Origin of the sequence: Bradyrhizobium sp. AZCC 2289, assembly GCF_036924615.1 — a bacterium.
Classification (GTDB): Bacteria; Pseudomonadota; Alphaproteobacteria; order Rhizobiales; family Xanthobacteraceae; genus Bradyrhizobium.
The window spans coordinates 5,771,351-5,797,086 of the sequence record NZ_JAZHRY010000001.1 but is presented as its reverse complement, the minus strand read 5'-3'; the positions used below and the strand labels follow the sequence as shown (position 1 = coordinate 5,797,086).

Genomic DNA, 25,736 nt, shown 5'->3' with positions numbered 1-25,736 from the left:
AATATCAGCACTATCTCTATCTGGCTCTGTCCTATGGAAGGTGAGGCTTGTAATTAACAGGTCAGGACCACCAACCAGCAGTTTATGTTCGGACCATTCTTTGTTGAAGGTCAGCGGTCGGACCTCCATTCGCAAGCACGGATTTCACTTCTTTCATAAATTCTTGAGCTAGCCGTGACAGAGGCCGGCTTGTCGTCCAGATCACCGAGGCTGCCACTGGAGTCGAAGGTTCAAAGGGACGCACCTCTAAGGCGGATCTGTTGCTGGCGAGGGCCGACAAGGGATCGACTACGGCTACTCCGATCCCACTCTCGGCAAGAACACATGCTGTGCTGCCATGGCGGACTTCGACTGCGGAGTCGTAACGGAAACCTTCAAGTTCAAAACTATTTCTAACGAGGGCGCCTAGCCGGGAATTCTGTTCAAGACCGACGAGACTATGCGCCTGCAGGTCCCCCGGTCTTATGACTGACTTACAGGTTAACGGATGACCAGGCTGAAATACGCACACCATGTCCTGGATCGACAGAACCTCACTGCTCAACGAAGGCATTATCGGGAGTCCTAGAACGAAGCCTAAATCCACGACATTCTTTTCCACGCTGTCGATAACATGCTCGAACTGTCTGACCTCAAAACTGACCCGAACTTTTGTGCGCTTGCGGAGAAAGCGCCTTAGTGTCGGCGGGATCAGGGAATAGCCCAACGGCGGAGTCGACAGAATATTCAACACCCCTGCGCGTGTTTGCTGCAGGTCCCGTATACGAACATCAAGGGATGAGTGCAGAGCAAATATTGCTTCTGATTCCGCAGAAATTATATTGGCTTCCTGGGTTGGATAAAGGCGCGAATTCACACGTTCAAACAATGCGAAACCAACCTGGGCTTCCATGTTTTTGATGGCGTTACTTACGGTAGGCTGAGAGAGGCCGAGCTCTTTTGCGGCGCTAATCGTCGTTTTGCACTTGATCACTGACCGGAGGATCTCCAGCTGGCGAAATGACATATTTCTCATATGAATACTCTTAGCTCAATCATTATAACCCGCTCTCTTGTACGCGACCGGCGGTGCTGCAAAGATTGCCCATAGATCAAAGTCTGGAGACGAATCGGATGCTTACGTTCGTAACATTCCCCGAAGGCCATAGAATTATCTACCTTGTTGTTTGAGCCTCTCCTCGGAACATAGGGGATAGCCGCGATGCTGGTTTGTAGCGCTCGGTCTATCAACTGCGCTTGTGGCAGCCGGCCGATCTGCCGATGCTAAGCGTAACACGCAGAGTTGGCGACAATTATGAAGCCACATTATGACCTCCTTCTCACCGACGGGATGTGCGTTTTTCCCTGGGGCGAAATCGCGACGGATGTCGGCGTGCGCGACGGGCGGATCGTGGCCATCGGCTCTCTAAAAAATGGAAGCTCGGACCGGACTATTGCAGCGCGTGGGCTTCACGTCCTGCCTGGGCTGATCGACTCCCATGTTCATCTGCGTGATCCGGGCGATGACGCTATTGAGACGGTTAGTTCGGGCACACGTGCTGCAGTGCTGGGCGGAATATGCACTGTGTTCGATATGCCAAATACTAGTCCGGCTGTTGACACCGCGGAGATGGTAGCCTGGAAACAGGAGTACGTTTCAAGGGAAAGCTGGTGCGATATCGGTTTCTACGTGGCGGGTACAAAATCAAACGCCGCAAACCTTGCCGCACTTGAAACAAAGAATGGGATTTGTGGCATCAAGGTGTTCACGGGCGGGATCGCTTCCAATTTCGTTGTCGACGATGACGAAAGTTTGGAGGCCATTTTTAGGGCCGGCCGCCGCGTTGTCTCGTTTCACAGCGAGGATGAAGAAAGACTGAGGTCGAGAAGGAGTCAGTTCCGAGTCGGCGACCCATACGCTAAGCATATGGAATGGCATGACGAGGAATGCGCGATGATCGCAACCCGACGGCTGATCGCGTTGGCGCGAATTACCGGGCGCCGAATCCATATCTTGCATGTTTCGACCGCTGAAGAATTGGATTACCTCAAAGATCACAAGAACCGCGTCAGCGTCGAGGTATTGGCCAATCATCTCACCCAGATCGCCCCAGATTGCTATGAGCGCAAGCGCGGCTATGCAGTTATGAATCCGCCGATCAGAGACCGACGTCATTATAATGCGTGCTGGCAAGCGATCCGTGATGGAGTGGTTGATACGATTGGTTCGGATCATTCGCCCCATAGTCGCGGAGCAAAGGAAAGGCCCTGGCCGGAATGCTCCGCCGGACTCACCGGTGTCCAGACCCTAGTGCCGTTGATGCTGGATCATGTGAATGCTGGTCGCCTGCCCCTCACTCGTCTCGTCGACCTCATGAGCGCTGGTCCCGCGCGAATTTACGGAGTTAGCGGAAAGGGGCGGCTTGCTGTTGGTTACGACGCTGATTTCACGTTGGTCGACCTTCAGCGTCGGCGGACTATCGAGGACGGCTGGATCGTATCGCCATGCGGATGGACTCCCTTCGACGGAGTTGAGGTGAAGGGATGGCCGATCGCTACCATTATTCGCGGCGACACCGTGATGTTCGACGACGAAATCATCGGTGCTCCGCGAGGCCGCCTCGCGCGGTTCCGATGACGATTTCAGCACTGCGACATCTTTGTGCATCGCCGACTGGCACCGACCCACAGCACGTAACGGAAAAATGCAATGCGACAAACATCTCACAGGAAATTGTTATGAACCGTATCCTTCGTATCGCGGGTGCACAGATGGGCCCGACCCAACGCGCGGACACCCGCGAAAACACCCTTGCTCGCATGATCAGCCTGTTTGAACAGGCCGCAAGCAAGAAAGTTGATCTGGTTGTCTTCCCAGAACTGGCGTTTACCACATTTTTCCCCCGCTGGCTGCTATCGGGGCCCGAGCTGGACAGCTATTTCGAGATGGATATGCCCAACCCGTCCGTTCAGCCTCTGTTCGATTGCGCACGCCGGCTGCAAACTGGATTTTATGTCGGATACGCGGAGCTTACCCCAGACGGCAGGCGCTTCAACACGGCGATCATCGTCGGCAAGAGTGGTGAGATCCTCTCAAAGTATCGAAAGGTGCATCTTCCCGGATACGTGGAGCCGAAGCGGGAAAACAAATTTCAGCAACTCGAGAAGCGCTATTTTGAGTATGGCGATTTCGGTTTCGCGTGCTTTGAATCACCTCAGTTCAAAAATGCAGTTCTCGGTATGCTTATCTGCAACGATCGCCGCTGGGCAGAAGCCTGGCGCGTGCTTGGGCTGCAAAACGTGGAGCTCGTATGCATCGGCTACAATTCGGCGGCCTACGATCCCAGCGGCGGCGATGGAGAAGATGCCACACTGCGCAGTTTCCACTCCAAACTTGTCGTTCAAGCGAACGCTTATATGAACGCAACCTGGGCGATTTCGATCGCAAAAGCCGGCGTTGAAGATGGTGCCGGTCTTATCGGCGGCTCCTGCATTGTCGACCCGAATGGACAGATCGTTGCGGAAGCGCTCACACTTAAAGACGAGATCATCGTGGCCGATTGCGATCTCTCCCTGTGCCGGCACGGAAAGGACAAGATGTTCAATTTCTCAGCTCACCGTCGGCCGCAGTGGTACGGACTCATCACAGAGCAGAGCGGAACGCTATCTCCTTCTCACCTGCCAGGAGGTAACGAGAATATCGCCTGATCTAATGATTCAGGCAAGGAAGATGGGTTTAATCGCCGCCTAAGGTAAAAGTTCTCTAAACCAGAAACCGTAAGGGTGTCGAATGGCAGATGATCTAAAGAAAGACGAAATTCAGAGCCTTGGGCGGCGGTCGCTTCTCGCAGGTGCCGCATTGGCAGGAGCAGCGGGTGTGACGCTGGCCGTAAGTAGCACTCAGTCGCGCGCCCAGATGCTGGACAGCGGAGTCCCTGATACCTCAGTATTGGCCAAAGTTCGAAAAGGGGGTTCGTTGTCGGTCGGCTATGCGCAGACGCCGCTATGGTTCTTCAAGGACGCAAAAACTGGCGATCTGCGGGGTATCTACAAGGAACTCGTCGATATGCTTGCCCGCGATCTCGAAATGACCGTGGAATGGAAGGAAGTAACCTTCGCCAATGCCACCGTGGGCCTGCGTAAAGGGGACTTCGATCTCTTCGGTTCCTCTGCTGTCTTCACCGTTCCGCGGGCGCTTGCCTGCAATTACATTGGTCCGCTTTGGGCAAAAGGCAGCTACGTGATCGTCCACAAAGACGACGCAGAGCGGTTCAAGCAGGCTTCCGATTGTAACGACGCGAGTGTTACCTTCTCCGTGAATGCGGGCTCAAGCGAGGAGCAGAGGCTTCCACTCCTGTTTCCCAAGGCAAAATTCATGGCGATAACCGGTCAGCAAGTGATGGCAGCCGAACCGGTTCGGACAAAGCGGGCAACAGCTTATGTCTTGCCGGACAGCGATGCGCTCGCTCTCGTCAAGCGCAACAGCGGCTGGGCGCACATTGTCGATATCGATCATCCCTTCGACAGGCGCCCAAACACCTGGCTGATCCGCCATGGCGACATTCCTTGGAAAAATTTCCTCGATATGTGGAGTTCCTATGTCGTCGCAAGCGGAGAAGTACAGCGCCTTTATGATCGCTACCTCGCCGAACTTGGGTAAGCATCAAAATAGCGCGTTTTGCTATAGAAATCGCTGAACGCATCAATGGTGGGTAGATTGCGTCGTCAATCATCTACCATTGACGTTTTCGAACTTGGGAAGCGGCGATCCATGGGCCGACGACCTTGCACGGCGATTACGGAAGGAAAATCTGAAGGCCCATTCCACGGATACAGAACACGGGTGCCGCCGCGCAGACATCGTCGTGACGGCGACCCCGTCGCGCTCCGCTCTTTTCGAAAGCAATCGGATTCGCCCAGGCAGGCACATCGCCAGCATGGGGGCGGATGCTAAGGGCAAAAAGGAACTTCCTACGGATCTTCTCATCCGTTCGTCTCTGTTTTGCGATCTTCCAGAGCAATCCGTGACGATTGGAGAGTTTCAGCACATCCCAAAGGATCAAGCTATTCCGATCGTGCCGATCGGAATAGCTCTTCGGGGATCGAGAAGCGAGGCGACTCTGAAGTTCCTCAAGCGTCACGACCGAAGGAATGGGATCAAATGTCAGCGCCGGATTCTCTGGGACGAAATCTCTTATATCAGTTGCTTCCGTCTCACCACATCACGTCGCCACCGTTGGGCGATATAGTTTGTCCGATCATAAAGGTCGACTCGTCCGAAGCAAGATAGACATAAGCCCATGCGACCTCCTCGGGCGTGCCAACGCGCTTTATTGGCAATGAATCGATTTTTTGTTGTGCCCAATCAGAGTCACCAGAGCGCCACATTGCAGTATCCGTAGGCCCCGGGCATACGACATTTACCCGGACGCCTAGAGGCGCAACCTCCCGAGCAACCGCTACAGACAAGGCCACTACGGCGGCCTTGGATGCGGAATAGAGGCTAGCGCCCGCTGCCGGCTTGTGCGCGAGTTGCGATGAGGTATTTATTATCGATCCAGAGCCTTGGGCCGTCATGATCGGAATGGCGAATTCCATTCCGTGGCTCGTACCGATGAGATTTACCCCAAGAATTTGATCCCACCCAACAGAAACTTGTTTCTGAAAAGGCGTCTTGGCGAGAGAAATTCCTGCGTTGTTGACAAGCACGTCAAGGCGTCCGAACGTTGCGTGCGCGCTATTTATAACCCTCTCCACGTCTTCTCGAGATCGCACATCCACCGAGGCGCTGATGACTCGACGTCCCATTTCAGCGATCTCGGCGCAGAGGGTGTCGAGATCGCTTTGCTTGTCATGATCTGCAACGAAGACGTCTGCGCCCTCGCGTGCAAACAGGAGCGCGATTGCTCGTCCGATACCGACACCCGCACCGATAATAACTGTTTTCTTTCCACTTAGGCGCAGCATCATATCACCTTCTTTCTTACGTGACAGTGTTTGAAGGCAAGCCTCATGTTCCTACTTGCCCAGTCGCTCTGTGGCGCTAAAAATGGTCGCGCCTCGCTTACGTGCTGATGACGACTATATCAACAGGGGCGCTAATTATGTTTCTGCAATTTCAATAGGATCAATCAATAGATGGAAAGAATCTTGGTTATAGCCTTGCCCTGAGGTGGACAGATCGGTTCTCAGGAAGTGAACAGGGCTGCCGGACTTTCGGAGGACAAACGAAGCCCCAAGGTAGTTCAAACGGCCCGTCGCTCAGGATTACATCGAGCTATGTTGGGTTTTACGTGACGGGCCGATCAGGCGGCGCTTTGTGATCGGTCGGAATGATTCTCGAGGCCGTCCTTGAAATCTGACATCGTTGACAACTTTCGGCGATTGGTTTTCCCCCATCAATCATCGCAAGATTTTGGCAGCCGCCCCCGCGCGTCCCAGGTCTAGCCCGCGCGTATGCGACCTGCCCCTCGGACGGATCGATCCCGGTGTTACGGCGTCAGAAATCTATATGCGACTCAGAGCCACCATGCTCGCGAAAATCAGCAGTGCCGGGAGGGATTTTCGGATCCTTGGCCTCGTCGAATGGCGCGCAGCCGATAGACCGGGCTGAGGTTTAGGCCGTCTCTGGAACCGCACGACTTTGCCGTCTGTCGTTGGTGTGCGAGCGTTTGGTTCCGGCGCCGCGCCCACGCCTCCCATCTCGCTGTAATAAGCGCTGTAAACCTCGCGAACGGCCAGGGCCGTGGACTCGGCCTCGCTCATCGTCTCGAGTCGGGTTCGATAGTTAGTCAGAAAGCTCTGCGCGTTTGACGGAAGGTCATCGAAACCACCGAGCTTGGCCATCATGAGCCAAGTGGCAAAATCCGCCTCGGCCTTCGTGCGAGCTTTCTTGGCGATACTGGTACGCCGGCGTTCATGGCGATCGTTGGACAGTTCGCTTGGGTGTCTCGGTTGACGTCAGGTGTCCCGCTTGGCGCCTGGCTTGGCGCGCGAGGATTTGCCCTTGCCGCCGAAGCCGCCAAGCGGGCGCGCTGGACCAAATTAAAGGGGCTTGCCGGCCGGCATCGTTTGATCCGACCAATCTGCTGGCGCCGCTGGTTGAGATCGGCGATCCGCTCAATCTGGAGGTCGTCGCCGATCTCCAAACCTTTCGATGATGGTTTTGTGAGCGAGCTTCGAAAGCATCCGGCTAAGGCCGCACGCGAGACGCGTGCTTTGAGCGCAACTCGCGCTAAACGGCCGTCAATTGCCCAAAACACGCCGTCCACACATCATCGCAAGCGGGCATCACGTGGCCGTGGTCCGTTTCGGCGGCGTCAGTGCGCAGGCTGTTCCGCCCCACCCATCGATCCGCACCGCGGCACCCTTCTCGATCTGCGTGGCATCCGTCGACACCCAGCCTGGACCAAGGTCTGGCTATCCTGGATGCCACATTCATGCAGGCGTCGACCATCATGTCTCGCAGACGCGCGTACTGACGGGAAGGCGAGAGAGCCGGGAGCACGCCGTGCCATCCGATGGTCTTGTAGAGCGTTTTGGTCTAGCATGAAGAAACCCACGGAGTATTCGGCGAGACGACTTGCGACATAAATTTTCCAATAACGGGATCGCGGATGATTACTATTCCATCTTGCGCGCGGACAGCCTCGGAAAGCCGTCGCTCAAGTTCTGTGCCGGCGCGACCGATATCGAGCATAAGATCGGCATCGGCCTGTGTCTGGCGTTGAAATTCCGACTGTTGCTTCGATTGCGTTTCGGCCTCGCCGCCTCTCAAGGACCCGTCCGATATCATCACATGGATTCCCCCGTTTCCGGCAAAGTAGCAGAAAACCTGCAGTTGCGCCTCTCCATACCCGCGACGGGCTGTGGCCGCGATTTGTCCAGGCCCCAACCCATAGGGCGATTCGACTCGGTCGGATAACGTCCGGCTGTCAGATCTCGAGACGCTGTTGCCAACCGCGCAACCGTAGTGACGGCCTCAACCAGTGCGTTTCTTCCTCTGAGGCTGGTGTATCAGATCACATGGGCTAACCGATAAAGCGCGTGCAAGATGTCCCAAGACCGTCACGCTTGCCGATACGGCCGCTCGTTTCAATAGAACCTAAATAGCGAGCGCTCAGACCTGCTCGGTCGGCCAACTCCTCTTGCGTCAGCTTCTGGGCATGGCGCTCTCGACGCAAATTTGTCGCCAAAACCTCTTTCAAATCCATGAGGTAAGGGCACAGCCGCAGGAACGATCTTTCTAGGAACGATCGTTCCGATTCGACTTGCGGTAGCGAGAATCAGTCTGCTAGCTTAGTCGAACGCCCGTTTTGGGCCCGCTTTTACCCTCAACTGACGCCAGCTCTCGTTCGGCGCCAGCCCGAGCCGCTCCGTTTTCCGTACCAGCTTTGCAGCGACAAGATGTTGCTCCGCGAGAAATTGAAAAATTGTCCATCCAATTTTTAGGCCGGCGGAATGTAGGACCGAGCGACGTCCGTAAGCGATTCTCCTGCCTCCCGCCAGGCAATCGCTTCCCTAATCAGCCGGAGCCGATGCATGTCGTTTGGTGAATCGCAGATTGAATTGCATCCGTCTCCGACATGGCGGGAAACACGCCCGTTTGTGCAAGAGTTTTTTAATTTTTGGCTGGATGGCGAGGACAGTTTTTGGGCGAAGACTATGTGGATTGGATTAGAGAATGCCGGCCTTTTCTCCAATTCCGGAACTGGCTTCCTGTGGACCCGATCTAACGTGGCCGCCCTCAGCTTAATCTATGCTGAGTCAGTGTGTCGCCTAGGGTTAGACTTCCCTTCTTGGATTCAGGATCGCAGCGAGCTGATCGATATCTTCAAATCGTACAACGATTGTGAAGCACGACTCATCGAAGTGAGGAACGCCATCCTAATTTATTTTGGCGGCGCACACGGCGGGGGACAAACAAAGCTGTTTGAATTTACGCTGTCAAATATTGTAATTGGGTCCAACATATGCAGCGATCTGGGTGAAATTAGAAAATACGTAAAAGTTTGCGTCAAGCGACTCCCGAACTACACAGCATATAGAGAGGATCGATTATTTGAGCTTTGGAGTGGTGGTGCGATTTTACATCCGGACTATCTGGAGTGCCTTCCCTGACGGGGGTGTGCGGAGATATACCGGCCAAAAAATCAGCCTAGACTTTTTTGGGCGAGCCAATCGCGGCGGTGCACTTTTCAAGTGAGGGCCATTGAGTCGTGCGATCTAGAACCGGGCAACGCCTAAAGACCGAACTTCCGGAATACTATGTCGTGCTCTGCGCGCGGCGATACGCCGGTCGGGAAGCTTATGGCAGCCGTGTCGGACGACGAGCGACGGTGGGTGAAAATGCGCCTCTCATATATTCTGGAATCTGGTTCGATCGAGTATCAGCGAGAGTACGAGCGAAGAGTTCGTCCCTACCCCGACGACTTCCGCAAGGCGCTTATCGAGAAAGACGGATCAATCATTTCGCGCTCTATAAGCCGAGCTGAATCCGAGATCGTGAGATACGCTTGCGCGATCCCAGCGTTTAATTCGATCGACAATCTGTCAGCTTTTGAGATGCAAGGCTTGGCCGATATGTACGAAGGCTGGGCGCAAAGCGACCGCACGGACTGCGTCAACGTCGCCAGGCTACATGGGTGGTCAGACGGCTTACGAAGTTTGGTCGAAGTTATAGGAATCGATTACGTCCCTCCAGAGGCACCGCCAGGTGCCCCGGTTTCCCTTGTGAAATTCTTGGCCCTCAAAATGGGGCGGTGAGATTTCTTGCTCTCGCGATGTTGGCTTGGCTGACTACTTACGCGCCGAAGGAGATATCCGGTGAAGGAACAGCTATCGTTACCAGGTTTTCCCGACGAACCGGGATTTTTTGATTCGCTGGAAACATGGGAGCAGTTTTTGGCCGAAGTGGAAGCGATACCGCACTCGGTTCAGAAGCCGCAAACAGTCCTGCACGCCGAGCACATGATCGCGCTCAAAAAGGAAGAACTCGCCCCGATGCCGAGCAACTTGCCGGTCATAGTGGCATTCATCGACGGGCCGTGTCCGTTCGGCGACAATTTATCGGAATGGCAGGAGTTTCTGACCGAAATGGAGCAATTGCCCGACTCCGTCCAAAAGCGACAAGCCGTCAACGACGCCAAGCAAATGATTGCGATGAAGCTGTGGGAGTATGGCAGGCGTCGGTGACGTCAGGGGCGCAGTTCAAATCCTGGAGCATATGAATAGCCCCTCGTAACCACCCGACGGACGCTTGGCGACCACCTCTTGGTATAGCGGCCCGTTCTTGCAGTTGCCGTTCCTTTCTACTTTCGGTGCGCCACTGCCGTCCGCGCCACCGTGCATACGACACCTCCGCCGGCCAGTAACCGGGGCCAATTTGCGTGGACCTCATGACCGGGTCTTGGCTCCACAGCGGGCGGGCCGTGACACGGGGGCCGTTCTAGCAGGACCCATGGGCTTTTCCGTCACTTTTGATCTGCTTACGAACGGGCGGAGGTATGGTTGGCCTCCATTTGAGGGTGTCCCACTGTCTCACCCAGCATTTCACACATTTGTCGGGTGAGTCACCCGATCTCCGGACCGTTAAAGCCCGGCCGATCTAATCTTTGAGGGAGATCGCGACCGGCGACCTCTCGTAGGCGCTGGCGGCGCCGCTCGGCAAGGACGCTGCTGGGTTGTAGGGATTCGCCATCGGCGCAGCCAGGAAGCTTTGGCGCGCGAATGCGGAATTAACTGCACCTACCTGTCGGGCGTGGGGCGGTCTGAACGAAATTGTCTCTATCGACAATATTGCCCGCATCGCGAAGGGCCTTCGCGTGCCACCATCCAAGCTGTTAGAGGATAGCTAATCCGGCTTCCTACCGGCCGAAGGTATAGTTTACCGTCGTTTTGCGGGTGTCCCACTATCTCATTTTATGTTTCACACATTTAGCGGGTGACTCACTCGATCTCCCGACCCCTAAACCCGAATTCCGATTGACCGATGACATTCGACAATTTCAGCGCGATGCGATCGCCCTACTGGCGATGCCCAACTGGTTATGCCCGGTGGCGCCGTATATGCCTTGCATGCGGTGCTGGCCGGAAATTGTCGGAGAGGAAGTAATTTTACAAAATCGCAGACGCCAAACTGACAAAACTGACAAAAGGGCGGTGTCCGCAGCGAACCGGCTATTTTTCGATTTTTCCTGTCGACCACGCCAAATGTCTCATTGTAGTCGCATCTTTCGATCCGCCTCTATTTGCCGCCATGCCAGAGCCTCGGCTTCGTCACGGGACAAGCCTTGGTCAAACTCTAGGATGGCGGCGCGCTCGTCGAAGGCTGCTTGCCAATCTTCGTCATCCCAGGGTGACCAGTTGTCGAAAGTGCGGAAACCTTGGAAAGGGTCAGTCGGCGAGCTGACAAAACTGACAGAACTTGCCGCTCCTCTATCGGCGGAGACGACCGTTGAAAGGCCGTCGGACTGACCTGACGAAACTGACAAAACAACTGATTGGCCGGTTTTGTCAGTTTTGTCGGTACGGTCTGGGGGACCTTTTTCGCCTTCTCGGAGCTGGTTCAGCCATTTTCCCATCGAATCAGCCCTCCGCCTTCAGGGCCGGATTCCAGATGTAAGAGACTGCTGGTCGCCGTCCCAACATGTGAACCACAGGTGGAACCTCACGGCAGTGGTTGGTGCTGAGAAGCATGTCGATGGCTGACTCCACCGCGTCTTGGTCGCCTAAAGATGCCCATCCTTTGCGCCGAATATCGCGCGCAGTGAACGGCTCAGGCAATTGTTGCCGACGTTCGACGATCAGCCGCGCGCCATCTGCGGCCATAGTCTCGCCGGCCGAATAAAGGCGGTTCGCATGACTGAGGAGATAGTCAGCCCAGCCTAGCGCGCGTCGCAGTGCCAACTCGTTCACCTCGAAACGTCCGCCGTCGATCAACTCGAACAACAACGCCAGCGCCGCCACCGTCTTCGGCAGATTAAGCAGATGACTTTCGCGCGTGGACGACAGCGATCCAGAGCCTGCCTTTGTCTGGCTCTCTGTCATCCATTGCTCAAAGAGCGCTTGGCTCTCCGGCGTAAAGCGTAGGACCGCCGGCTTGTGCGTGTTACCCATCGAAAGGTCGTACAGGTTGCGGAACACATTTTCATAGGCCGTGCGCGCCTTCGCGTCCGGCTTTCGGTCGACCCACCTCCATGATGACCCGCGATCATCCGGCCAAACTGTCATTTGCAGACGCTGGATCAGACCGTCATTGCTGGTACCGGACAAGGCGCCGCGCACGATCGGTGCAATGCGTGAAGGCTGGATGCCGCCGATGATGCTGACGGTACACTGTTCGATATGAATAGTGCCACGCCCTATACGGTCATAGGTAAAGCGACCATCGCCATTGTAGGCTTCAAGGTAAAAGGCTCGCTCACTTTGGTGCTCTTCGCTTTCCAGCCGCACCAAAAACCCGGCCAACTCGTCGCGGATCAGCAGGAGGCCGCGGGGATTTTCGTTCAAAAGTTCGCCGAGCTTTTCCACGGTGGTGTCGTTCACAACGATTCGTGGGCAAGGCGGCTCTTCTTCGTCGCCGGTCAGGCCAGCCAAAATCCTCCGAGCGCCTTCACGATCGCCATCCTCCAACGCCGCTTGCGCCTTCCTCTTCGCACCTTTGACATCGAGGCTAAACAATTCGTCATCAATCTCGGCGGTCTTGATCTTCTCTTCCCATTTTTTGCGCAGGTCGTCCTCAATGGAATAAATTGGGGCCAGCGCGGCATTCATTGCCGGTGACTTCATTGCACTCGGCCTGCCAATGATCGCTCCCCAAAGGTTGGGGACAACCTCCCAATCATCGTTCTGCTTTGGACAAATACGAACGCGGTTTCCAATTGCTGCGGCAAGACCACATAGCGCGGCGACGGCGGCGAAGTCGGGTGGCGCTTGTTGTCGATCGGCTACATCCAAAACGTAGTCGCGGATCGCCGGCGGTAACAATTCAGGTATGAACTGTTCAACCGGCGGCAGCGTCGAGATGATCGGCATGATGGGAGGCCAGCGTGGGTCCTCCTCAGCAGGAAGGACCGGCTTGGCTCGTACCAACAGCTGGGAGAGATCGCTGTCTGACACGCCCGCCGGGAGTGGGTCCGCGAGATCCCATTTTGAGGAAAAAGTCTGCGGAATGACTACACTATGGATTGAGGCGGCACCTACACCAAGCAAGATATCGGCGACGTCTTTCCCGTAGGCCGCGCCGCGATCGTCAGCGTCCGGCCAAATAACGACGCGGCAGCCTGCCAAGGGTGTCCAATCGGTTTTCCTTGCGGCCTGGGCCCCGCCCGACGACGTGACGACCACGTAGTTTGGAAATCGTTTACTAGCAGCATCAACGGTCTTCTCACCTTCTACGACCAATACTGGCGACAACGGATTAGCGGCAAGATGGTTGAGACCATATAGCGGGCGAGGGTCCCGAAAGCCTTGGCAACGCCATTCGCTGCGGCCGTCCGGTCCAGAGCAAAACGTGAAGGGCTTGTACTGCTTGGCTGCCAGCGCGCCATTCGCGGGTCGATCGAACCGAACTACGAAGCCCAGCAATCGGCCCTCTGCGTCGCTATAGCGCCATCTGCGGGAAAATTCATAACCGCCTGGTGTGAGGCGCTTGAGGAAATCCGAAGATAAGCTCGGGGCGTCGGCAGGCACCGGCAAGATAGGTTGCCAAGCGTACGGTATCGGCGGGGCTGCGGGATGATCAGTCGATATTTGCGCAAAGGGATTTTCGGGGAGGATCATTTCGGACCCACCGAAATGCCGAGCGTAGCGGCGACCATGCGAGCGGCTTCAGATTGGCGTAGGCCAAACAAGTACGCCGCCAAGGAGATTACGCCGGCACCACGGTCGCCAGAAGCGAAGTCCGCCCATTTTCCGTTCGACAAGTTTATGGAGAACGAGCCGGGGGTACGATCGGCTCGCGTCGGATTGCGAACGATGTATTCTTTCCCCCGCCGCTTTCCGCCGGCGAGCCATCGCAGCAGGATGGTCGGCAGCACGGCAAGCGCCGCCTTGTCGATGGTGGCGAAGTCGATGTGCTTACTCATCGGTGCCGTCCGCAATGTCGGACGTGGATTTGCGCGGCTTACCGAGCTTAGCCTTCGCGTAACGGTCAAGTTCCTCGCGGTCGTAGAGCGGGATGCGTCCTGCGGAGTGAAACGCGGGACCGCCACCTACAACAGCCTTCTTTGCCAGCGTACTGGCTGCGGTCGGCAAGCCCCAGTCTTCGCTCAGGTACTTCGCAGCAAGACGTCGGCGTAGAAATTTTGGAGAACTCATGTCAATTTCCATGAATGTTGAGGACATTGACAGCAATGACCGGTAACCTCGGCGACAAAAAATGCATCGGAATCACATCTTTTCCGCGTGAAATTATCGTGGTAGTTCATAAGCTTATGAGAGGCTTGCGGGCATTCGCAATCTCGAAGCGGGTTTAATTGGCGGTGGTCACGCTCACCGGCAGAGTGGCGCACCATGGCCCGTCCGGTCCCGGTAGTGGCTGACGTATTTCAGGCGCAGCACGGTCATGGATCGCTTCACCGAGGTTGCCGCGCTGGTCGGCACGATTAATCTGCCGATCGCCCCCGCCGGGACGAAAATCTTCCAAAATGCTCAAATGGCGAACTGACAAAACCGACGAAACCCCCTCGCCCCCTTTTTGTCGGTTCTGTCTCCGGGCATTTTTTTGGGTCGCGTCAGTCAGAGGGCCGTCAAACGACCTGATCGCGAATCTTGTGATCGGCTTGGCGATCATAAATTCCAGGTGCTTGATCGGCGCCTAGCTAGTCAGGTCGCCTGGCGACTGCCGGCGGCGCCGGCGATGAAGACAGTGCTGGCGACCACGGTGGCGGCGACGACGTTGCGCGGCGCGGCGGACACCGCCGTCGCACGAATTGGTGGGGCTCCCTAGCACGCGCATATCTATCGCGGATCTGTCCAAACGGCACGTGGCCGGTTTGCAGGAGCGACGACGGCGAGCTATTTCGGCCCGGTACGCGGCGGTGTCCGCCTACGCTTCTTTAGATTGCCGACTTGACGATTCGAGATCGCTCCCTCCGTCCCGACAGCAGCGAGTGCAGCTTCACAAAAGCGGACAAACGGGCTTTTTAGGTGACGGCCATTACAGCCATCGTACTGGCGGCCGCTTTTCAAACCCAACTCTAGCCATATCCGTTCAATCTTTAGCGCAAACGCAAAATGTATCGATGGAGGCGCACCCATGCGCTTCTTGGGTCGGAATTTATCGAGTAGATCGGGAAAAAGGCGCAAGAGTTCGATGCCTCGTAGCCGCAGCCTCCTCTCAAGGTTTTGTTCCACATTGGTGCGTATAAGAGGCGGGATCGATTCCCACAGCATTATGACTGGCAGCGAGTGCTTTGACGAGCCATCAGCATGAAGCGCGACAAGCGCGTCTGCTGCGCTTTTTTGGGGCGATAGCTTAGGTAGGCAAGCCGCAATACAATTCACCAATTCGATGAATGTTTCGGTGTCGAATTTGCCATCCTTTGTTACTTCAGCGGTCCGAACGCTTATCATCGATTTGGCAGCTGTAGGCAGCTCCGAGATTGCAGCGTTTAGTTTTTTGAATATTTCAATCAATTCGTCTAAGCGACCGGTCTCATGCTCCTTAGCGTTCTGCCGTTGCGCGAATCGAGATTCCGCGAGTCGATGATCTGCCGCGGCGTCTAGCGCCTTCAATGCGGCATCATTCGCCTTGCGGGAGGGTATCTTCTTTTTGGCCAAAATCTCGAACATGATCTTTGCAGATTCGCGACTCGTCGATCCGGGCTGCGCTTTTAGCTTCATGCGATCCACATACGCAAAAATCGGGAACGTGATTTCTCGCATCGGTGTTTCTGATTTGGTCGCCCGATCATTAGAATTGACTGTCATTGCGGCTTTCGTTGCTTCGGACCTGAAGTCCGTTCTGTCGTATTTCAGCGGCTGTACTTTCCGCAGCAGCGGCCGGCTAGACTTCTTCTGCTTTCTCTTCATTGTTTGCACGGCCGCGTTATTGTTTGCATCGCTGCGTTGCGCTCTGCATGTGGACGGTGCGGCGGGCGGGTGCGGACCAGCTTTCGGGAGCTACCCAAACCGCACCGATTGTTCAGGTTTTGCGAAGTTGGATCACTTTGTTTGCTTTCCGTCCTGTCATTGCGTCGTCGATGTGCTGCGCGATTCGGTCAGCCGCAGCCAACAACGCAGAATCGATCTTATGGATATAGCCCTCGGTCACGCTCGTGCGGGAGTGGCCGACTAAAGCTTTGATGGTTGGAAGCGAATAGCCAAGATCCTCCGCGGTCGAACTGAAAGAGTGACGCAAGCCGTTGCTTGTAATCCCGGGCACTTCTTTGCCCGCTATTTTTTGGAGCCACCGGGTTAGGCCGGTATGATGCTTGGCGTTGGTCGTGATTGCGGGGAAGACATATTTGGATTTGGCTGAAGCTGCTTTCACGACCTCCATCACCGCGGATCCAACCGGGCGAATGCTTTTACCGGTCTTTGTATCGCCCAGGCGGAGCGCCATGCCGGCGCTATCCACTTCCGTTTTGAGCAGCCCCTCGATCTCGTTCAGTCTACAGCCCGTTAACGTTGCTGCCCTACTGGCCAACAAACGCTGCCAATGATGTCCGGCGGCCTCTGCAGCGGCGAGACATTTGCCGAGATGACGATAGCCGGCGTCATCCATGCGCCATTCGTGAGTTCCGTCCTTTGGACGCACGATGCCATTGCAGGGATTGTCGAGCCGGTAACCCTCACTAACCGCGTAGCTAAAGATCCCGCCAAGCAACCCCGTCGTCCGGGCTGCCGTCCCCTTGCCCCCGGTAACGATTGCCCGCCCCCGCAACTTCGTCTTCACGTCGGTTGCGGATTTTCCGGCAATCACGTCACGCTGGAATTTCCCAGCATCGATAGCTGTGAAATCCTTGACCGTCCGCTTCCCGATCAGGGGAATGATGTGTCGGTTGATCCGGCCGATGTTCGTATAGATCGTGCTTGAGCTTTTGGCCTCACCGCGGCGGGTGAGGATCAGGCCCGCCTCCGCCTTGACCAAGTATTCCCGGGAAAGTTCCTCGATCGTCATGGCGCCGCGGGCGAGCTTGCGACTCTCCGCCGGGTCGGCTCCCCTGACTACCTGCGCCAGTGCCAGTTTGGCTTCCTTGCGTGCCTCTTCTGCCGTTAAGACGCCATAGCGGCCTAGAGTGTGGCGGCGGCTGCGGCCATTCGCGTTGCGATACTGCACCATGAACGACTTGGCGCCGCTTTTCTTAACCCGGAGCCCAAAACCGGGCAGATCGTCGTCCCAAAGGTACAGATCGGCCCCGTTGGCTTTCGCAGCATCGACACTCCTTTTGGTCCACGTGGGTGACGAACTGGCCGCCCTTGGCATGGCTGATCGTGGTTGCGACGGAGACTTTGACGCCGAACTCGTAAGGCCGATGAGCCTTGCCCTTGCCGATGCATTCGACTTCCGGCGCATGCAGGGAATAGACCTTCCGGCCGCGCTGATGTTGCTTCTGCTCGCGCACGCGCCGCGCCAGCAATAACAGCTGTGCGAACGTCCCTTCACGCCCGCTGTCGCCCTCGATCTTGCGACCGATGTCGCGGATGACGCGGCCGAGATAGGTGCGCAGCTTCTTGAGCAACCGATTGGCGCGCTTGAACTGCTTGGCGTGGGCATAGCGCTGGTGCTGGATCAGGGCGAACTTGCCCACCCGCGCATAGGACTGACGCAAATCTACCCCGTGGTGCTTCGCCAGCCGCACCAGCTTCTCGCGGGCCCGGTTCAGAAGCTTGGCATCGGTGGGGAACGTCACGTTCTTGGGCTGCACCGTGGTATCGACGATCACCCGTGACAGTTCGGACGGCTTGATTGCCTTGGTCCTGGTGGCAACCGACAAGCTTTCCTGGAGCAACGCTTGCAGCCGCGCCTCGCCCATCCGGTTGCGCCAGCGCGTCAGCGACGAGCGATCGAACACCAGCCGATGCTGGAAGAACTCCTCGCCGCAGAAGAACTGATAATAGGGGTTCTCGACCCAGCGCTCGCACAGCACCTCATCGGACAGGTCGTAGGTGTGCTTGAGGATCGCCAGCCCCGCCATCAATCGCGTCGGCAGTGGTGGGCGGCCCGGATCATCCGAGTAGACCGCCCCAAACTCCCGTTCCAGGAATCCCCAATCCACCGTGCGCCCCAGCGCCACCAGCGGATGCTTCAGGTCGATGATCTGATCGAGCCGAGAGCGGAACAGATCCTGCTCACCCGTCTCACGCCGTTCCGGTGGCCGCATCTGGTCCCCCGCCAAAACACTCAAAGGCGAGTGAATCACAAATCAAATTTGCAAGGAATCCCCTTCCGCACACCCCATTCCCGGCAAACTCGATTGCCTCAGCCTGCCGTTTCCAGATTCTAAATCAACGACTTGGGAATTCTTCACGGACGACTTGGTCAAATTGGCCATTTTTCGCCAGGTAAGCACCGGGTAAGCATGGGCCGGAAAACCGGGGAAATGTCGGGAAACGACCGCTGCCCCTAGATCAGCCCAAATAGAGCCTATAACTTGCCTCTGGTAATGCCAAGCCATTTCCGGTAAGCACGGGCAATGCACCAACCGTTGCCCTCCGAAGGCAAAGGTCACACGTTCGAATCGTGTCGGGTGCGCCAATGAAATCAGGGGCTTATCGATTTTTGGATTTTCGTCCCGCAGCGTCGTCTTACGGGCCACGCATCACGATCCTAATGGCGATCAGCATTCTCTCGCGATAGGCGGCGAGCGTGTCTACGGAAGCCTTGATGCCCTTGGCGCTCATCAGGAGTTGCTCTGACAGTTCGGCGACCGTGACGCCGGCCTGCTCCCAGCGGTCCGCGACGCCCGCCTCCGTGAGTAGAGCGGCTGCAATCCCCATCAGGTCCCGCTCCGATTGGACAAGGAGGGTGCCGGCGGCAGACTGCGCTGACTGCAGCAGTTCGAGGGCATCCTCTCGCGACGCGTTGTGAAACGCGCTGCAGTGCACGGCCTCAAAGGCGCCCAGCAGGCGATCCCTGAGACTGAGGTTCCCGTCCTCCGCCGCTGCGCGGGCGGCGGAGATCAGGTGCGACATTAGATGTTGAAGAGCCTCGCTGAACAGGCGATCTTTCGTATCGAAATAGAGATACAGGCCTTGCCGGGAGACTCCCGCTGCCCGAGCGACGTCATCCATGGATGTTTTCTTGAAGCCGTACCGCAGGAAGATCGCTGTCGCGGCCACGAGAATGGCCTCGCGCTGTGCCGAGCCTGGCGCCCTGCTGCTTTTTACGTTCATCGGTCAGCCCCGCTTTGACGAAATCGGATGCCGCGCCAGGCGCTCGGCATCGCCGTCGGATTGTCCGTGCAGCTCGTCAAGTCAGGAGCTGCGCGTCGCCCGCTTCGGCATTGCGGAGAACGTCCCATGGATAATCCCAGTCCGGGCGTGATGCCTCGTCCAGCTCTTTGAGATCCGCGCTGGTGAGCTTGATGGAGAGGGCGCGCAGATTGTCCTCGAGTTGCGCCTCGGTCCGCGCGCCGACGATGATGCTGGACGTTTGTGGGCGAGCAAGAAGCCAGGCGAGCGACACAGCGGAATGAGTGGTTTCATGCTGTTCCGCAATTCGGCCGACCACGTCGAGCAGGTTCCAGTTCTTCTCGTCGTCAAAGGCTCGGAGATCATCCTGATGTACGTCGAGGCGAGATCCCGCCGGCGCCGGTCGGCCGCGCTGGTATTTTCCGGATAGAAAGCCCCGCGCGAGGGGAGACCAAACGAGCACGCCGAGCCCAAACGCCGCCGCGGCAGGAATGAGTTCTCGCTCGGCCGAGCGCCGGACCAGCGACCACTGGAGTTGGATGGATTCGTAGCGGTGGGTCTGGAGCCTATCCGCGGCCCAGAGCGACTCGACAAGGCTGTACCCCGCGTAGTTGGCGCAACCGATGTACCGAACCTTCCCCTCTGTCACGAGGTCGTCCAGCGCCCGCAGTGTCTCGTCTATAGCAACGTTTCTGTCCTGCATGTGCACCTGATAGAGGTCGATCACGTCCGTCTTCAGGCGGCGAAGAGATCCCTCGCAAGCCGTCATGATCGCCTTGCGCGAGAGGCCCCAATCGTGCGGCCCAGGTTTGTGAGTCATCCCGAAGCCGATGGGGAAGCGGCATTTAGTTGCAATGAGCAGTTGGTCCCGCTTGCCGGCTGCCCACTCACCCGTCAGTTCTTCGCTGCGCCCTTCAGTGTAGACGTTAGCGGTATCAACGAGGTTGATCCCGGCTTCCACCGCGCGATCAAAGACCCGCCGCGCCTCTTCTTCGGAGGACGTGACCCCCTTCAGGTTCGTCTGCGACGCTCCGAATGTCATCGCGCCGAGCGAGAGTGCGCTCACGCGCAATCCCGAAGTGCCAAGTCTGCGTAATTCCACTGACCGATCTCCTGAAGTGAACAATGGCCAACCGTATGCCTGTTTGAATCCGAGCGGCTAAGCCCAAGTCAGATCGTGCTTGCGGATGGGTGTCGAGCGGATGCGCTTGCCGATGGCGCGGAAGATAGCATTGCCGACCGCCGGGCCGACCGGGCCGACCGGCGGCTCGCCCAGTTCGGAGAAGCGGTCATGGCCGGACAGGCCGCCGAAATGGATATTCACCTGCGGCGTGTCACCGGTGCGCAGGATCTGATACTGGTCGAAATTGCTCTCGACCATCCGCCCATCCTTGACGTTGACCTCTTCGTTCAGCGCCATGTTGAGCCCGAAGATCGCCCCGCCCTGCGCCAAGTTCAGCACCGCGTCGCGATTGACGATACGACCGCAATCGAACGCCGCGTCCAGCTGTTGGACATTCAATATGCCGCTTTTGGTCACCTCAACCGTGGCGACGACGCCGACCGTCGTCCCGGCCTCGGGCTTGCCGTTCATGCCCCAATTGGCGATCGCGATCCCCTGCCCCATGCCCTTGGGCAGGCTCTTGCCCCAGCCCGACTTGTCGGCGACTTCGCGCAACACCTTGGCCCAGCCAGGATCGGGCCAGTTTGCCAGCAGCTTCAGCCGGTATTCAAGCGGGTCGACGCCCGCCGCCAGCGCGCATTCGTCGATAAACGTCTCGACCATGAAGGCGTAGGAATTGTAGCCCGGCCCGCGATAGGAGCCGGTGACGACATGGAATGGCAGCAATCTGGCATCGACCAGGACATTGGGGATGCAGCCGAGCGCATAGGGGCTGTCGGCCAGCACGGGGAAATGCCCCTTGGCGGCTTGGCTGGCGATGAACACCGCCGGCATACCGGTCTTGTCTAGCCCGGACCTGAGCTTTGCCGCCACCAGCGGACGATACTTGCCCTGACGCGTCTGCTCCTCGCGCGACCAGATCGTATGGACCGGGCGGCCCGGGAATTTCTTCGCTATGGCGACGACCATCCTCAGATCGTCGCCGAAGATGCGGCGGCCGAACGCGCCGCCGACGAAGGTCTGATGGAAGTACACCTTGGCCGGGTCCATGCCCGACTCATCGGCGGCGACCCAGAAGGCCTGCTTCGATTGCTGCGCCGGATGCCAAACATCGAGCCGGTCGGCCGTCACCAGGGCGGTGCCGTTCAATGGTTCCATCGGCGCCTGGTCGGAGAACGGGGTGACATAGGTCGCCTCGACGATCTTGTCCTGTTTGTCGATCAGCCCGACATCGCCAGTCTGCTTCTCGACCTTGTCCGCCGGCCGTTCCAGCGCGGCAAGGCACGCGTCGACCATTTGCTCGGTCGTTTTCCACTGCGTTCCGTCGCCGTCGTCCCACTCGATCTGGATCGCGTCGAGCGCCTTGCCCGCCTGCCAGTAATGCTCGGCGATCACCGCGATGGCGGCGCGCACATGGGTCTCGTCATAGCCGAGGGGCGCACCGCTCTTGCCCGGAAGCCCGCGCGGCTCGTCAGGGTCGACCGTGACCACCGCAAGCACACCCGGCATCGCCTTGGCCTTTTCGGCGTCGAAGCTCTTAACCTTGCCGCAATGGACCGGCGATTGGCGAAGCGCGGCATAGACCATGCCGGGCAGCCGCACATCCATGCCGTAGATCATGCTGCCATTGACGATCTGCGGGATGTTGAGCTTGGCGGGCGAAGCTTTGCCCAGCAGCACCCATTCGCTCTGGGGCTTGGGTGTGGGTTCGACTGGAAGCTTCACCGCGGCAGCCTTGGCGGCGATCTCGCCATAACGCAGCGTGCGGCTGGTCGGCGTATGGGTCAGCACGCTGTCCTTGGCCGAGATTTCCGCGACAGGCACCTTCCATTCGATGGCGGCGGCGGCCTTCAGCCGCTCGCGGGCGCTGGCGCCGACCTGGAGCATCAGCTTCATGCGCTCGCTGTTCGTCGAGCGGCCGCTGAAATAGTCGGTTATCGGGTCGTTCTTGCTGTAAACGCTATCTTCGCGATAATCGCGACTGGTCGGCGCGAATTCGGCGCGGATCTTGTCCCAGTCGCAGGCCAACTCCTCGGCCACCAGCATCGGTGTCTGGGTCATCGCGCCGTTGCCGATCTCGGGCGTCGCCACCCGCACCGTCACGATGTCGTCGGCGCCGATCGAAATCCATGGCGTGAATTCGGCGCCCGGCAGAGCGTCCGTCTCGCCCCAAGGAACGGGGCCGAGGAAGGCCGCATCAGCAGAGTCAGCCGAGACGACGCCCAGGGCCATGCCGCCGCCGAACGCCGCGGTTGAGACGATGAATTGACGCCGGCTGATCGTGGGCATGGTTCCCATCTCGGCCTCAGTCCTTCGATCCGGCGGCGGCTTTGTGGATCGCCGCACGCACGCGCGGATAGGTGCCGCAGCGGCAGATATTATCGACATCGGCGTCGATATCCTGGTCGGTGGGATTGGGAGTAGTCTTGAGCAACGCCGCCGCCGCCATCAGCATGCCGGACTGGCAATAGCCGCATTGCGGCACGTTCATCTCGATCCATAGTCGTTGCAGCGGATGACTTGAATCCTGCGACAGGCCCTCGATCGTCGTGACGCTGGCCCCGGCCGCGCCTTCGAGAGGCACCTGACACGACCGCGTCGGGGTGCCGTCGATATGGACGGTGCAGGCGCCGCACTGGGCGATGCCGCAGCCATATTTCGTGCCCGTCATTCCCAGATGGTCGCGCAGCACCCACAGCAGCGGCGTCGATGGGTCGGCGTCGACGCTCTGGTGTTGCCCGTTGACCGTCAGATCGTATGGCATCTCATCAATCCTGAAGGGACGTCAAATACGATATAGACACAATAGACCTAATTTGTCAAACATGTTGCTGACGGGACCGGTCGAGGGAGGGCGCACCGATGCCCGTAGAACTTCACTCGACCTCGGCCGATCAAGTGGCGTTCCACTAGAGCCCGTAGCGGATTTCCGACGGGCAGCTGCCCTTCCAGACCGGAGATAGAGGTACGGTGTCGAAAAGGACTCGTTCGCCACGCCACCCGCGCGCAGGGCATAGCCGGGCTGCGCGCAACGAGTAGCATTCAGAGGTCATCACAATGGAAAGTCCGGGTTTATGGTCCTCACACTCCGGTTGCTGCTCGCAGCTCTCGGTCTCGTCGCCGTCTGCATTTGCCTATCGATCTTGCTTCATGGTCCAGCTGACACGGCAAACAGTTTCGAGGCACTTTTCAACGCACTTACGGGGCTTAACTATCCGGTCACCGGCGCGTGGCCGCCTACGATGGATAGCGAGTTGCGATTCTACGCGGCGCTCTGGGGAGCATACGGTTTCATCCTGATCGCTGTAGCCCGAAACCTGCGAGCGATGCTTCATTACGTGCCGCTGTTAGCGGCGACATTTTTCGTTGGTGGAGCAGGTCGCGCCCTATCCTATTTCCAAGTCGGACCACCGCATCCATTCTTCGTTTTTTTGATGGTGATCGAACTGGTGCTTCCCATTATTTTCCTGATGCTTTGGTTTCGTGTCCGTTCGCAAGTTGCGTAGGCACTACGACAAAGATTTAGTGGAGCATGCCGAACCGCCCTCTTCTGACGTCCTGCCAGGCTTGATATTATTTGTTAGCCCGAGACAGGCCTCAAACCTTGCTGTCTGGCTTCCTTTTCCCAACCTCCGCGCATTCCACCCGCCACCGAATCGATCAAGCAGCACAAATTTGGTTCCGTCGGGAACAGCAGAATCAAGCCGGCTCAACATTCCGGCATTGGTATCACCCGAAACTCCGGCGTTGGTAATGTGCACGCTCTTGCCTCTTGTTGCGAGCATGGCCTCCGATTGTGCCGGCCAGGCCTCCGAGCTAGTGACACCTCGGCCGGCATTTCCAATAGACTGGTGGCCACGGGCCAGACGATTTTGAAGTTTCGACGCGAGATCGAAGCGTTTCTGCGATAGGATCGATCATTGTTCTCAGAATAGCGAGATTTCCGACCGACACATCAGTTGCCACGCTACCTGCATGAGCTGACGATTTCTGCCAATTGCTCACTCGCGCGAATGAAGCAGAACTGAAGTCTCAGGCTGGGCCAGCATATCGCGTTGTAAACAAAGAAAAACTGGCGCACCCGACACGATTCGAACCTGTGACCTTGCCTTCGGAGCGCAGGAATACAGCTTCTGGCAATAGCAGTCACGCTGCGGCCTCGAATAGCAATTTGAGATGGTTGCGTGTCCCCGCAACCACTTTCGTTATAACTCACTCGCCGCCCCGGTCTAACCGCCGGGACGAATTTTTGGCCGATCACGCTTATGGCGCGCTTCCCCGTGGCTGAATGAATTTGGCCATAGTACTTCACTTCCGATAACTGGTGCACTCGCGGTCGAGAAGGAGAACCGAATACTATTGGGGTTCCACCAGATTGGCCCCTAGTTTCAGGGCGTAGCAAATATCACCGTTTGAGGGTGCGCCGACCAGCTACTGAGGGGGCCCGCGCGGGTGAGGATCGATCTGCACGGTGGCCGTCATCCCAGCCACGAGGCGGACGCCATCCGGCACCTGATCGATGTGGATGCGCACTGGCACGCGCTGCGCAAGCCGCACCCAGGTGAAGATCGGATTTACCGAGGCGAGTCCCGCCTGATTCGGCTGAGCGTTTGGCACGTTAATGCCGCGAGCTACGCCGTCGACGTGGCCATGGACGAGTTGGCTGTAGCCCATTAGTTTGACGGTTGTCGGGTCGCCGTCATGGATCCTGCCGAGACTGGTCTCCTCGAAGTAGCCATCGACCCAAAAGAATCGGCGTCGACGACTGAGATTAGCCGTTGACCGACGGTGGCGTAGTCGCCAAGTCGCGCCAGCAAATTGGTCACATATCCGTTCACCGGAGAACGGATCACAGTCCGCCTGAGATCGAGCTGCGCCTTGGCAATAGCGGCCTTGTCCAAGGCAACGATCGCCTCCGATTGATGCAGTGTGCTGGTCGTTTGCTGGTAGATGTCCGTCGAGGCCCAGCCTTCCTTCGCGAGGCTGGCTTTTCGGTTCTCGTTCGCGCGGGCATAGTCGAGCGCGGCGCCATCGCGCTGCGCCTGGGCCTCCGCTTGCTCGAGGGCGATGCGATAGTCGGCCGGATCGATTTCGAACAGTTCGTCACCCTTGTGCACGAACTGGTTGTCCGCAACCGGCAGCTTGATGATTCGTCCGGCCACCTCCGGCGCCATGGTGACGACATAGGCCCGCACTGTGCCGTCGCGGGTCCAGGGCGCACCCATGTACGTCTGCCACGTTGTCCAAGCGAGTACGGCTGCAACCGCGACCGTGC

Annotated in this window: 22 protein-coding genes and 5 pseudogenes; 8 read left to right on the top strand and 19 right to left on the bottom strand. The window is 57.7% G+C overall.

The window, feature by feature from the left end:
- Nucleotides 1-82: 82 nt before the first annotated feature.
- Nucleotides 83-1,015 (bottom strand): LysR substrate-binding domain-containing protein, encoded by a 933-nt coding sequence (locus V1289_RS27475; protein WP_334400463.1) that lies wholly within the window; start codon nucleotides 1,013-1,015, stop codon nucleotides 83-85.
- A gap of 279 nt (nucleotides 1,016-1,294) precedes the next feature.
- Here V1289_RS27475 and V1289_RS27470 point away from each other — a divergent pair, with 279 nt between their 5' ends.
- The 4 genes from V1289_RS27470 to V1289_RS27455 all read left to right on the top strand — a co-directional run bounded on the left by V1289_RS27470 (nucleotide 1,295) and on the right by V1289_RS27455 (nucleotide 5,228).
- Nucleotides 1,295-2,617 (top strand): dihydroorotase, encoded by a 1,323-nt coding sequence (locus tag V1289_RS27470; protein ID WP_334400461.1) that lies wholly within the window; start codon nucleotides 1,295-1,297, stop codon nucleotides 2,615-2,617.
- 101 nt (nucleotides 2,618-2,718) lie between these two features.
- Nucleotides 2,719-3,687, top strand: coding sequence for an N-carbamoyl-D-amino-acid hydrolase (locus V1289_RS27465; RefSeq protein WP_334400459.1), 969 nt, complete (start codon nucleotides 2,719-2,721; stop codon nucleotides 3,685-3,687).
- Between the two features lie 82 nt (nucleotides 3,688-3,769).
- Nucleotides 3,770-4,639, top strand: a complete 870-nt coding sequence (locus tag V1289_RS27460) for a substrate-binding periplasmic protein (protein WP_334400457.1) — start codon at nucleotides 3,770-3,772, stop codon at nucleotides 4,637-4,639.
- Nucleotides 4,640-4,844: 205 nt separating this feature from the next.
- Nucleotides 4,845-5,228, top strand: coding sequence for a hypothetical protein (locus V1289_RS27455; protein ID WP_442896081.1), 384 nt, complete (start codon nucleotides 4,845-4,847; stop codon nucleotides 5,226-5,228).
- On the opposite strand, the gene V1289_RS27450 is transcribed toward V1289_RS27455, so the two are convergent.
- From V1289_RS27450 to V1289_RS27435, 4 genes and pseudogenes are all read right to left on the bottom strand, one after another.
- Nucleotides 5,194-5,949, bottom strand: a complete 756-nt coding sequence (locus V1289_RS27450; RefSeq protein WP_334400453.1) for an SDR family NAD(P)-dependent oxidoreductase — start codon at nucleotides 5,947-5,949, stop codon at nucleotides 5,194-5,196. The two genes, V1289_RS27455 and V1289_RS27450, sit on opposite strands and share 35 nt — an antisense overlap.
- A 521-nt stretch (nucleotides 5,950-6,470) precedes the next feature.
- Nucleotides 6,471-6,915, bottom strand: a pseudogene (locus V1289_RS27445) (hypothetical protein).
- A 607-nt stretch (nucleotides 6,916-7,522) separates the two neighbouring features.
- A complete protein-coding gene (locus V1289_RS27440; RefSeq protein WP_334400451.1) occupies nucleotides 7,523-7,756 on the bottom strand; it encodes a hypothetical protein in 234 nt (77 codons plus the stop codon).
- A gap of 204 nt (nucleotides 7,757-7,960) precedes the next feature.
- Nucleotides 7,961-8,192 (bottom strand): annotated as a pseudogene (locus V1289_RS27435) (helix-turn-helix domain-containing protein).
- A gap of 328 nt (nucleotides 8,193-8,520) precedes the next feature.
- Between V1289_RS27435 and V1289_RS27430 the strand changes: the two are divergent.
- The 3 genes from V1289_RS27430 to V1289_RS27420 all read left to right on the top strand — a co-directional run bounded on the left by V1289_RS27430 (nucleotide 8,521) and on the right by V1289_RS27420 (nucleotide 10,173).
- Complete coding sequence (locus V1289_RS27430; protein WP_334400449.1) at nucleotides 8,521-9,099, top strand: hypothetical protein; 579 nt, start codon at nucleotides 8,521-8,523, stop codon at nucleotides 9,097-9,099.
- Between the two features lie 222 nt (nucleotides 9,100-9,321).
- Nucleotides 9,322-9,744 carry a hypothetical protein gene (locus tag V1289_RS27425; protein ID WP_334400447.1) on the top strand — a complete coding sequence of 141 codons (423 nt, stop codon included), beginning with the start codon at nucleotides 9,322-9,324 and terminating at the stop codon, nucleotides 9,742-9,744.
- Between the two features lie 60 nt (nucleotides 9,745-9,804).
- The gene (locus V1289_RS27420; RefSeq protein WP_334400445.1) at nucleotides 9,805-10,173 is read left to right on the top strand and encodes a hypothetical protein; all 369 of its coding nucleotides are present in this window, start codon (nucleotides 9,805-9,807) and stop codon (nucleotides 10,171-10,173) included.
- A gap of 1,022 nt (nucleotides 10,174-11,195) precedes the next feature.
- Here the strand turns inward: V1289_RS27420 and V1289_RS27415 are convergent.
- The 12 genes and pseudogenes from V1289_RS27415 to V1289_RS27365 form a co-directional block, all read right to left on the bottom strand.
- A complete protein-coding gene (locus V1289_RS27415; RefSeq protein WP_334400443.1) occupies nucleotides 11,196-11,561 on the bottom strand; it encodes a hypothetical protein in 366 nt (121 codons plus the stop codon).
- Nucleotides 11,562-11,565: 4 nt separating this feature from the next.
- Nucleotides 11,566-13,014, bottom strand: a complete 1,449-nt coding sequence (locus tag V1289_RS27410) for a YfjI family protein (RefSeq protein ID WP_442896200.1) — start codon at nucleotides 13,012-13,014, stop codon at nucleotides 11,566-11,568.
- Nucleotides 13,015-13,248: 234 nt separating this feature from the next.
- Nucleotides 13,249-13,761, bottom strand: a pseudogene (locus tag V1289_RS49860) (hypothetical protein); the annotation flags it as partial.
- Nucleotides 13,758-14,066 carry a hypothetical protein gene (locus V1289_RS27405; RefSeq protein WP_334400439.1) on the bottom strand — a complete coding sequence of 103 codons (309 nt, stop codon included), beginning with the start codon at nucleotides 14,064-14,066 and terminating at the stop codon, nucleotides 13,758-13,760. The pseudogene V1289_RS49860 and the gene V1289_RS27405, both read right to left, overlap by 4 nt.
- Nucleotides 14,059-14,298, bottom strand: coding sequence for a hypothetical protein (locus V1289_RS27400; protein WP_334400437.1), 240 nt, complete (start codon nucleotides 14,296-14,298; stop codon nucleotides 14,059-14,061). Before V1289_RS27400 ends, V1289_RS27405 begins: the two co-directional genes overlap by 8 nt.
- Nucleotides 14,299-14,997: 699 nt before the next feature.
- A complete protein-coding gene (locus tag V1289_RS27395) occupies nucleotides 14,998-16,014 on the bottom strand; it encodes a hypothetical protein (RefSeq protein ID WP_334400435.1) in 1,017 nt (338 codons plus the stop codon).
- Between the two features lie 112 nt (nucleotides 16,015-16,126).
- Nucleotides 16,127-17,410 carry a tyrosine-type recombinase/integrase gene (locus V1289_RS27390; RefSeq protein ID WP_334400433.1) on the bottom strand — a complete coding sequence of 428 codons (1,284 nt, stop codon included), beginning with the start codon at nucleotides 17,408-17,410 and terminating at the stop codon, nucleotides 16,127-16,129.
- A pseudogene (locus V1289_RS27385) lies at nucleotides 17,382-18,308 on the bottom strand (IS5 family transposase); the annotation flags it as partial. The gene V1289_RS27390 and the pseudogene V1289_RS27385, both read right to left, overlap by 29 nt.
- A gap of 424 nt (nucleotides 18,309-18,732) precedes the next feature.
- Nucleotides 18,733-19,266, bottom strand: coding sequence for a TetR/AcrR family transcriptional regulator (locus V1289_RS27380; RefSeq protein WP_334400431.1), 534 nt, complete (start codon nucleotides 19,264-19,266; stop codon nucleotides 18,733-18,735).
- A gap of 130 nt (nucleotides 19,267-19,396) precedes the next feature.
- Nucleotides 19,397-20,404: an aldo/keto reductase gene (locus V1289_RS27375; RefSeq protein WP_334400429.1), complete on the bottom strand. Its 1,008-nt coding sequence runs from the start codon at nucleotides 20,402-20,404 to the stop codon at nucleotides 19,397-19,399.
- 93 nt (nucleotides 20,405-20,497) lie between these two features.
- Nucleotides 20,498-22,750 carry a xanthine dehydrogenase family protein molybdopterin-binding subunit gene (locus V1289_RS27370; RefSeq protein ID WP_334400427.1) on the bottom strand — a complete coding sequence of 751 codons (2,253 nt, stop codon included), beginning with the start codon at nucleotides 22,748-22,750 and terminating at the stop codon, nucleotides 20,498-20,500.
- Between the two features lie 16 nt (nucleotides 22,751-22,766).
- Entirely contained in the window at nucleotides 22,767-23,225 is a 459-nt protein-coding gene (locus V1289_RS27365) for a (2Fe-2S)-binding protein (protein WP_334400425.1), read from the bottom strand.
- 310 nt (nucleotides 23,226-23,535) lie between these two features.
- Between V1289_RS27365 and V1289_RS27360 the strand changes: the two genes are divergently transcribed.
- Nucleotides 23,536-23,967 (top strand): DUF4345 domain-containing protein, encoded by a 432-nt coding sequence (locus V1289_RS27360; RefSeq protein WP_334400423.1) that lies wholly within the window; start codon nucleotides 23,536-23,538, stop codon nucleotides 23,965-23,967.
- 925 nt (nucleotides 23,968-24,892) lie between these two features.
- On the opposite strand, the gene V1289_RS27355 is transcribed toward V1289_RS27360, so the two are convergent.
- On the bottom strand, nucleotides 24,893-25,291 hold the full coding sequence (locus V1289_RS27355; RefSeq protein ID WP_334407705.1) for an HlyD family secretion protein: 399 nt from the start codon (nucleotides 25,289-25,291) through the stop codon (nucleotides 24,893-24,895).
- A pseudogene (locus tag V1289_RS27350) lies at nucleotides 25,273-25,635 on the bottom strand (efflux RND transporter periplasmic adaptor subunit); the annotation flags it as partial. The pseudogene V1289_RS27350 and the gene V1289_RS27355, both read right to left, overlap by 19 nt.
- Nucleotides 25,636-25,736 lie beyond the last annotated feature (101 nt).

What these genes read in the sequence shown, in the direction of transcription:
- V1289_RS27475 (WP_334400463.1), bottom strand. Translation starts at nt 1,015, where the DNA reads ATGAGAAATATGTCATTTCGCCAGCTGGAGATCCTCCGGTCAGTGATC.
- V1289_RS27470 (WP_334400461.1), top strand. Translation starts at nt 1,295, where the DNA reads ATGAAGCCACATTATGACCTCCTTCTCACCGACGGGATGTGCGTTTTT.
- V1289_RS27465 (WP_334400459.1), top strand. Translation starts at nt 2,719, where the DNA reads ATGAACCGTATCCTTCGTATCGCGGGTGCACAGATGGGCCCGACCCAA.
- V1289_RS27460 (WP_334400457.1), top strand. Translation starts at nt 3,770, where the DNA reads ATGGCAGATGATCTAAAGAAAGACGAAATTCAGAGCCTTGGGCGGCGG.
- V1289_RS27450 (WP_334400453.1), bottom strand. Translation starts at nt 5,949, where the DNA reads ATGATGCTGCGCCTAAGTGGAAAGAAAACAGTTATTATCGGTGCGGGT.
- V1289_RS27430 (WP_334400449.1), top strand. Translation starts at nt 8,521, where the DNA reads ATGTCGTTTGGTGAATCGCAGATTGAATTGCATCCGTCTCCGACATGG.
- V1289_RS27415 (WP_334400443.1), bottom strand. Translation starts at nt 11,561, where the DNA reads ATGGGAAAATGGCTGAACCAGCTCCGAGAAGGCGAAAAAGGTCCCCCA.
- V1289_RS27410 (WP_442896200.1), bottom strand. Translation starts at nt 13,014, where the DNA reads ATGCCGATCATCTCGACGCTGCCGCCGGTTGAACAGTTCATACCTGAA.
- V1289_RS27405 (WP_334400439.1), bottom strand. Translation starts at nt 14,066, where the DNA reads ATGAGTAAGCACATCGACTTCGCCACCATCGACAAGGCGGCGCTTGCC.
- V1289_RS27400 (WP_334400437.1), bottom strand. Translation starts at nt 14,298, where the DNA reads ATGAGTTCTCCAAAATTTCTACGCCGACGTCTTGCTGCGAAGTACCTG.
- V1289_RS27395 (WP_334400435.1), bottom strand. Translation starts at nt 16,014, where the DNA reads ATGAAGAGAAAGCAGAAGAAGTCTAGCCGGCCGCTGCTGCGGAAAGTA.
- V1289_RS27390 (WP_334400433.1), bottom strand. Translation starts at nt 17,410, where the DNA reads ATGCCAAGGGCGGCCAGTTCGTCACCCACGTGGACCAAAAGGAGTGTC.
- V1289_RS27370 (WP_334400427.1), bottom strand. Translation starts at nt 22,750, where the DNA reads ATGCCCACGATCAGCCGGCGTCAATTCATCGTCTCAACCGCGGCGTTC.
- V1289_RS27365 (WP_334400425.1), bottom strand. Translation starts at nt 23,225, where the DNA reads ATGCCATACGATCTGACGGTCAACGGGCAACACCAGAGCGTCGACGCC.
- V1289_RS27360 (WP_334400423.1), top strand. Translation starts at nt 23,536, where the DNA reads ATGGTCCTCACACTCCGGTTGCTGCTCGCAGCTCTCGGTCTCGTCGCC.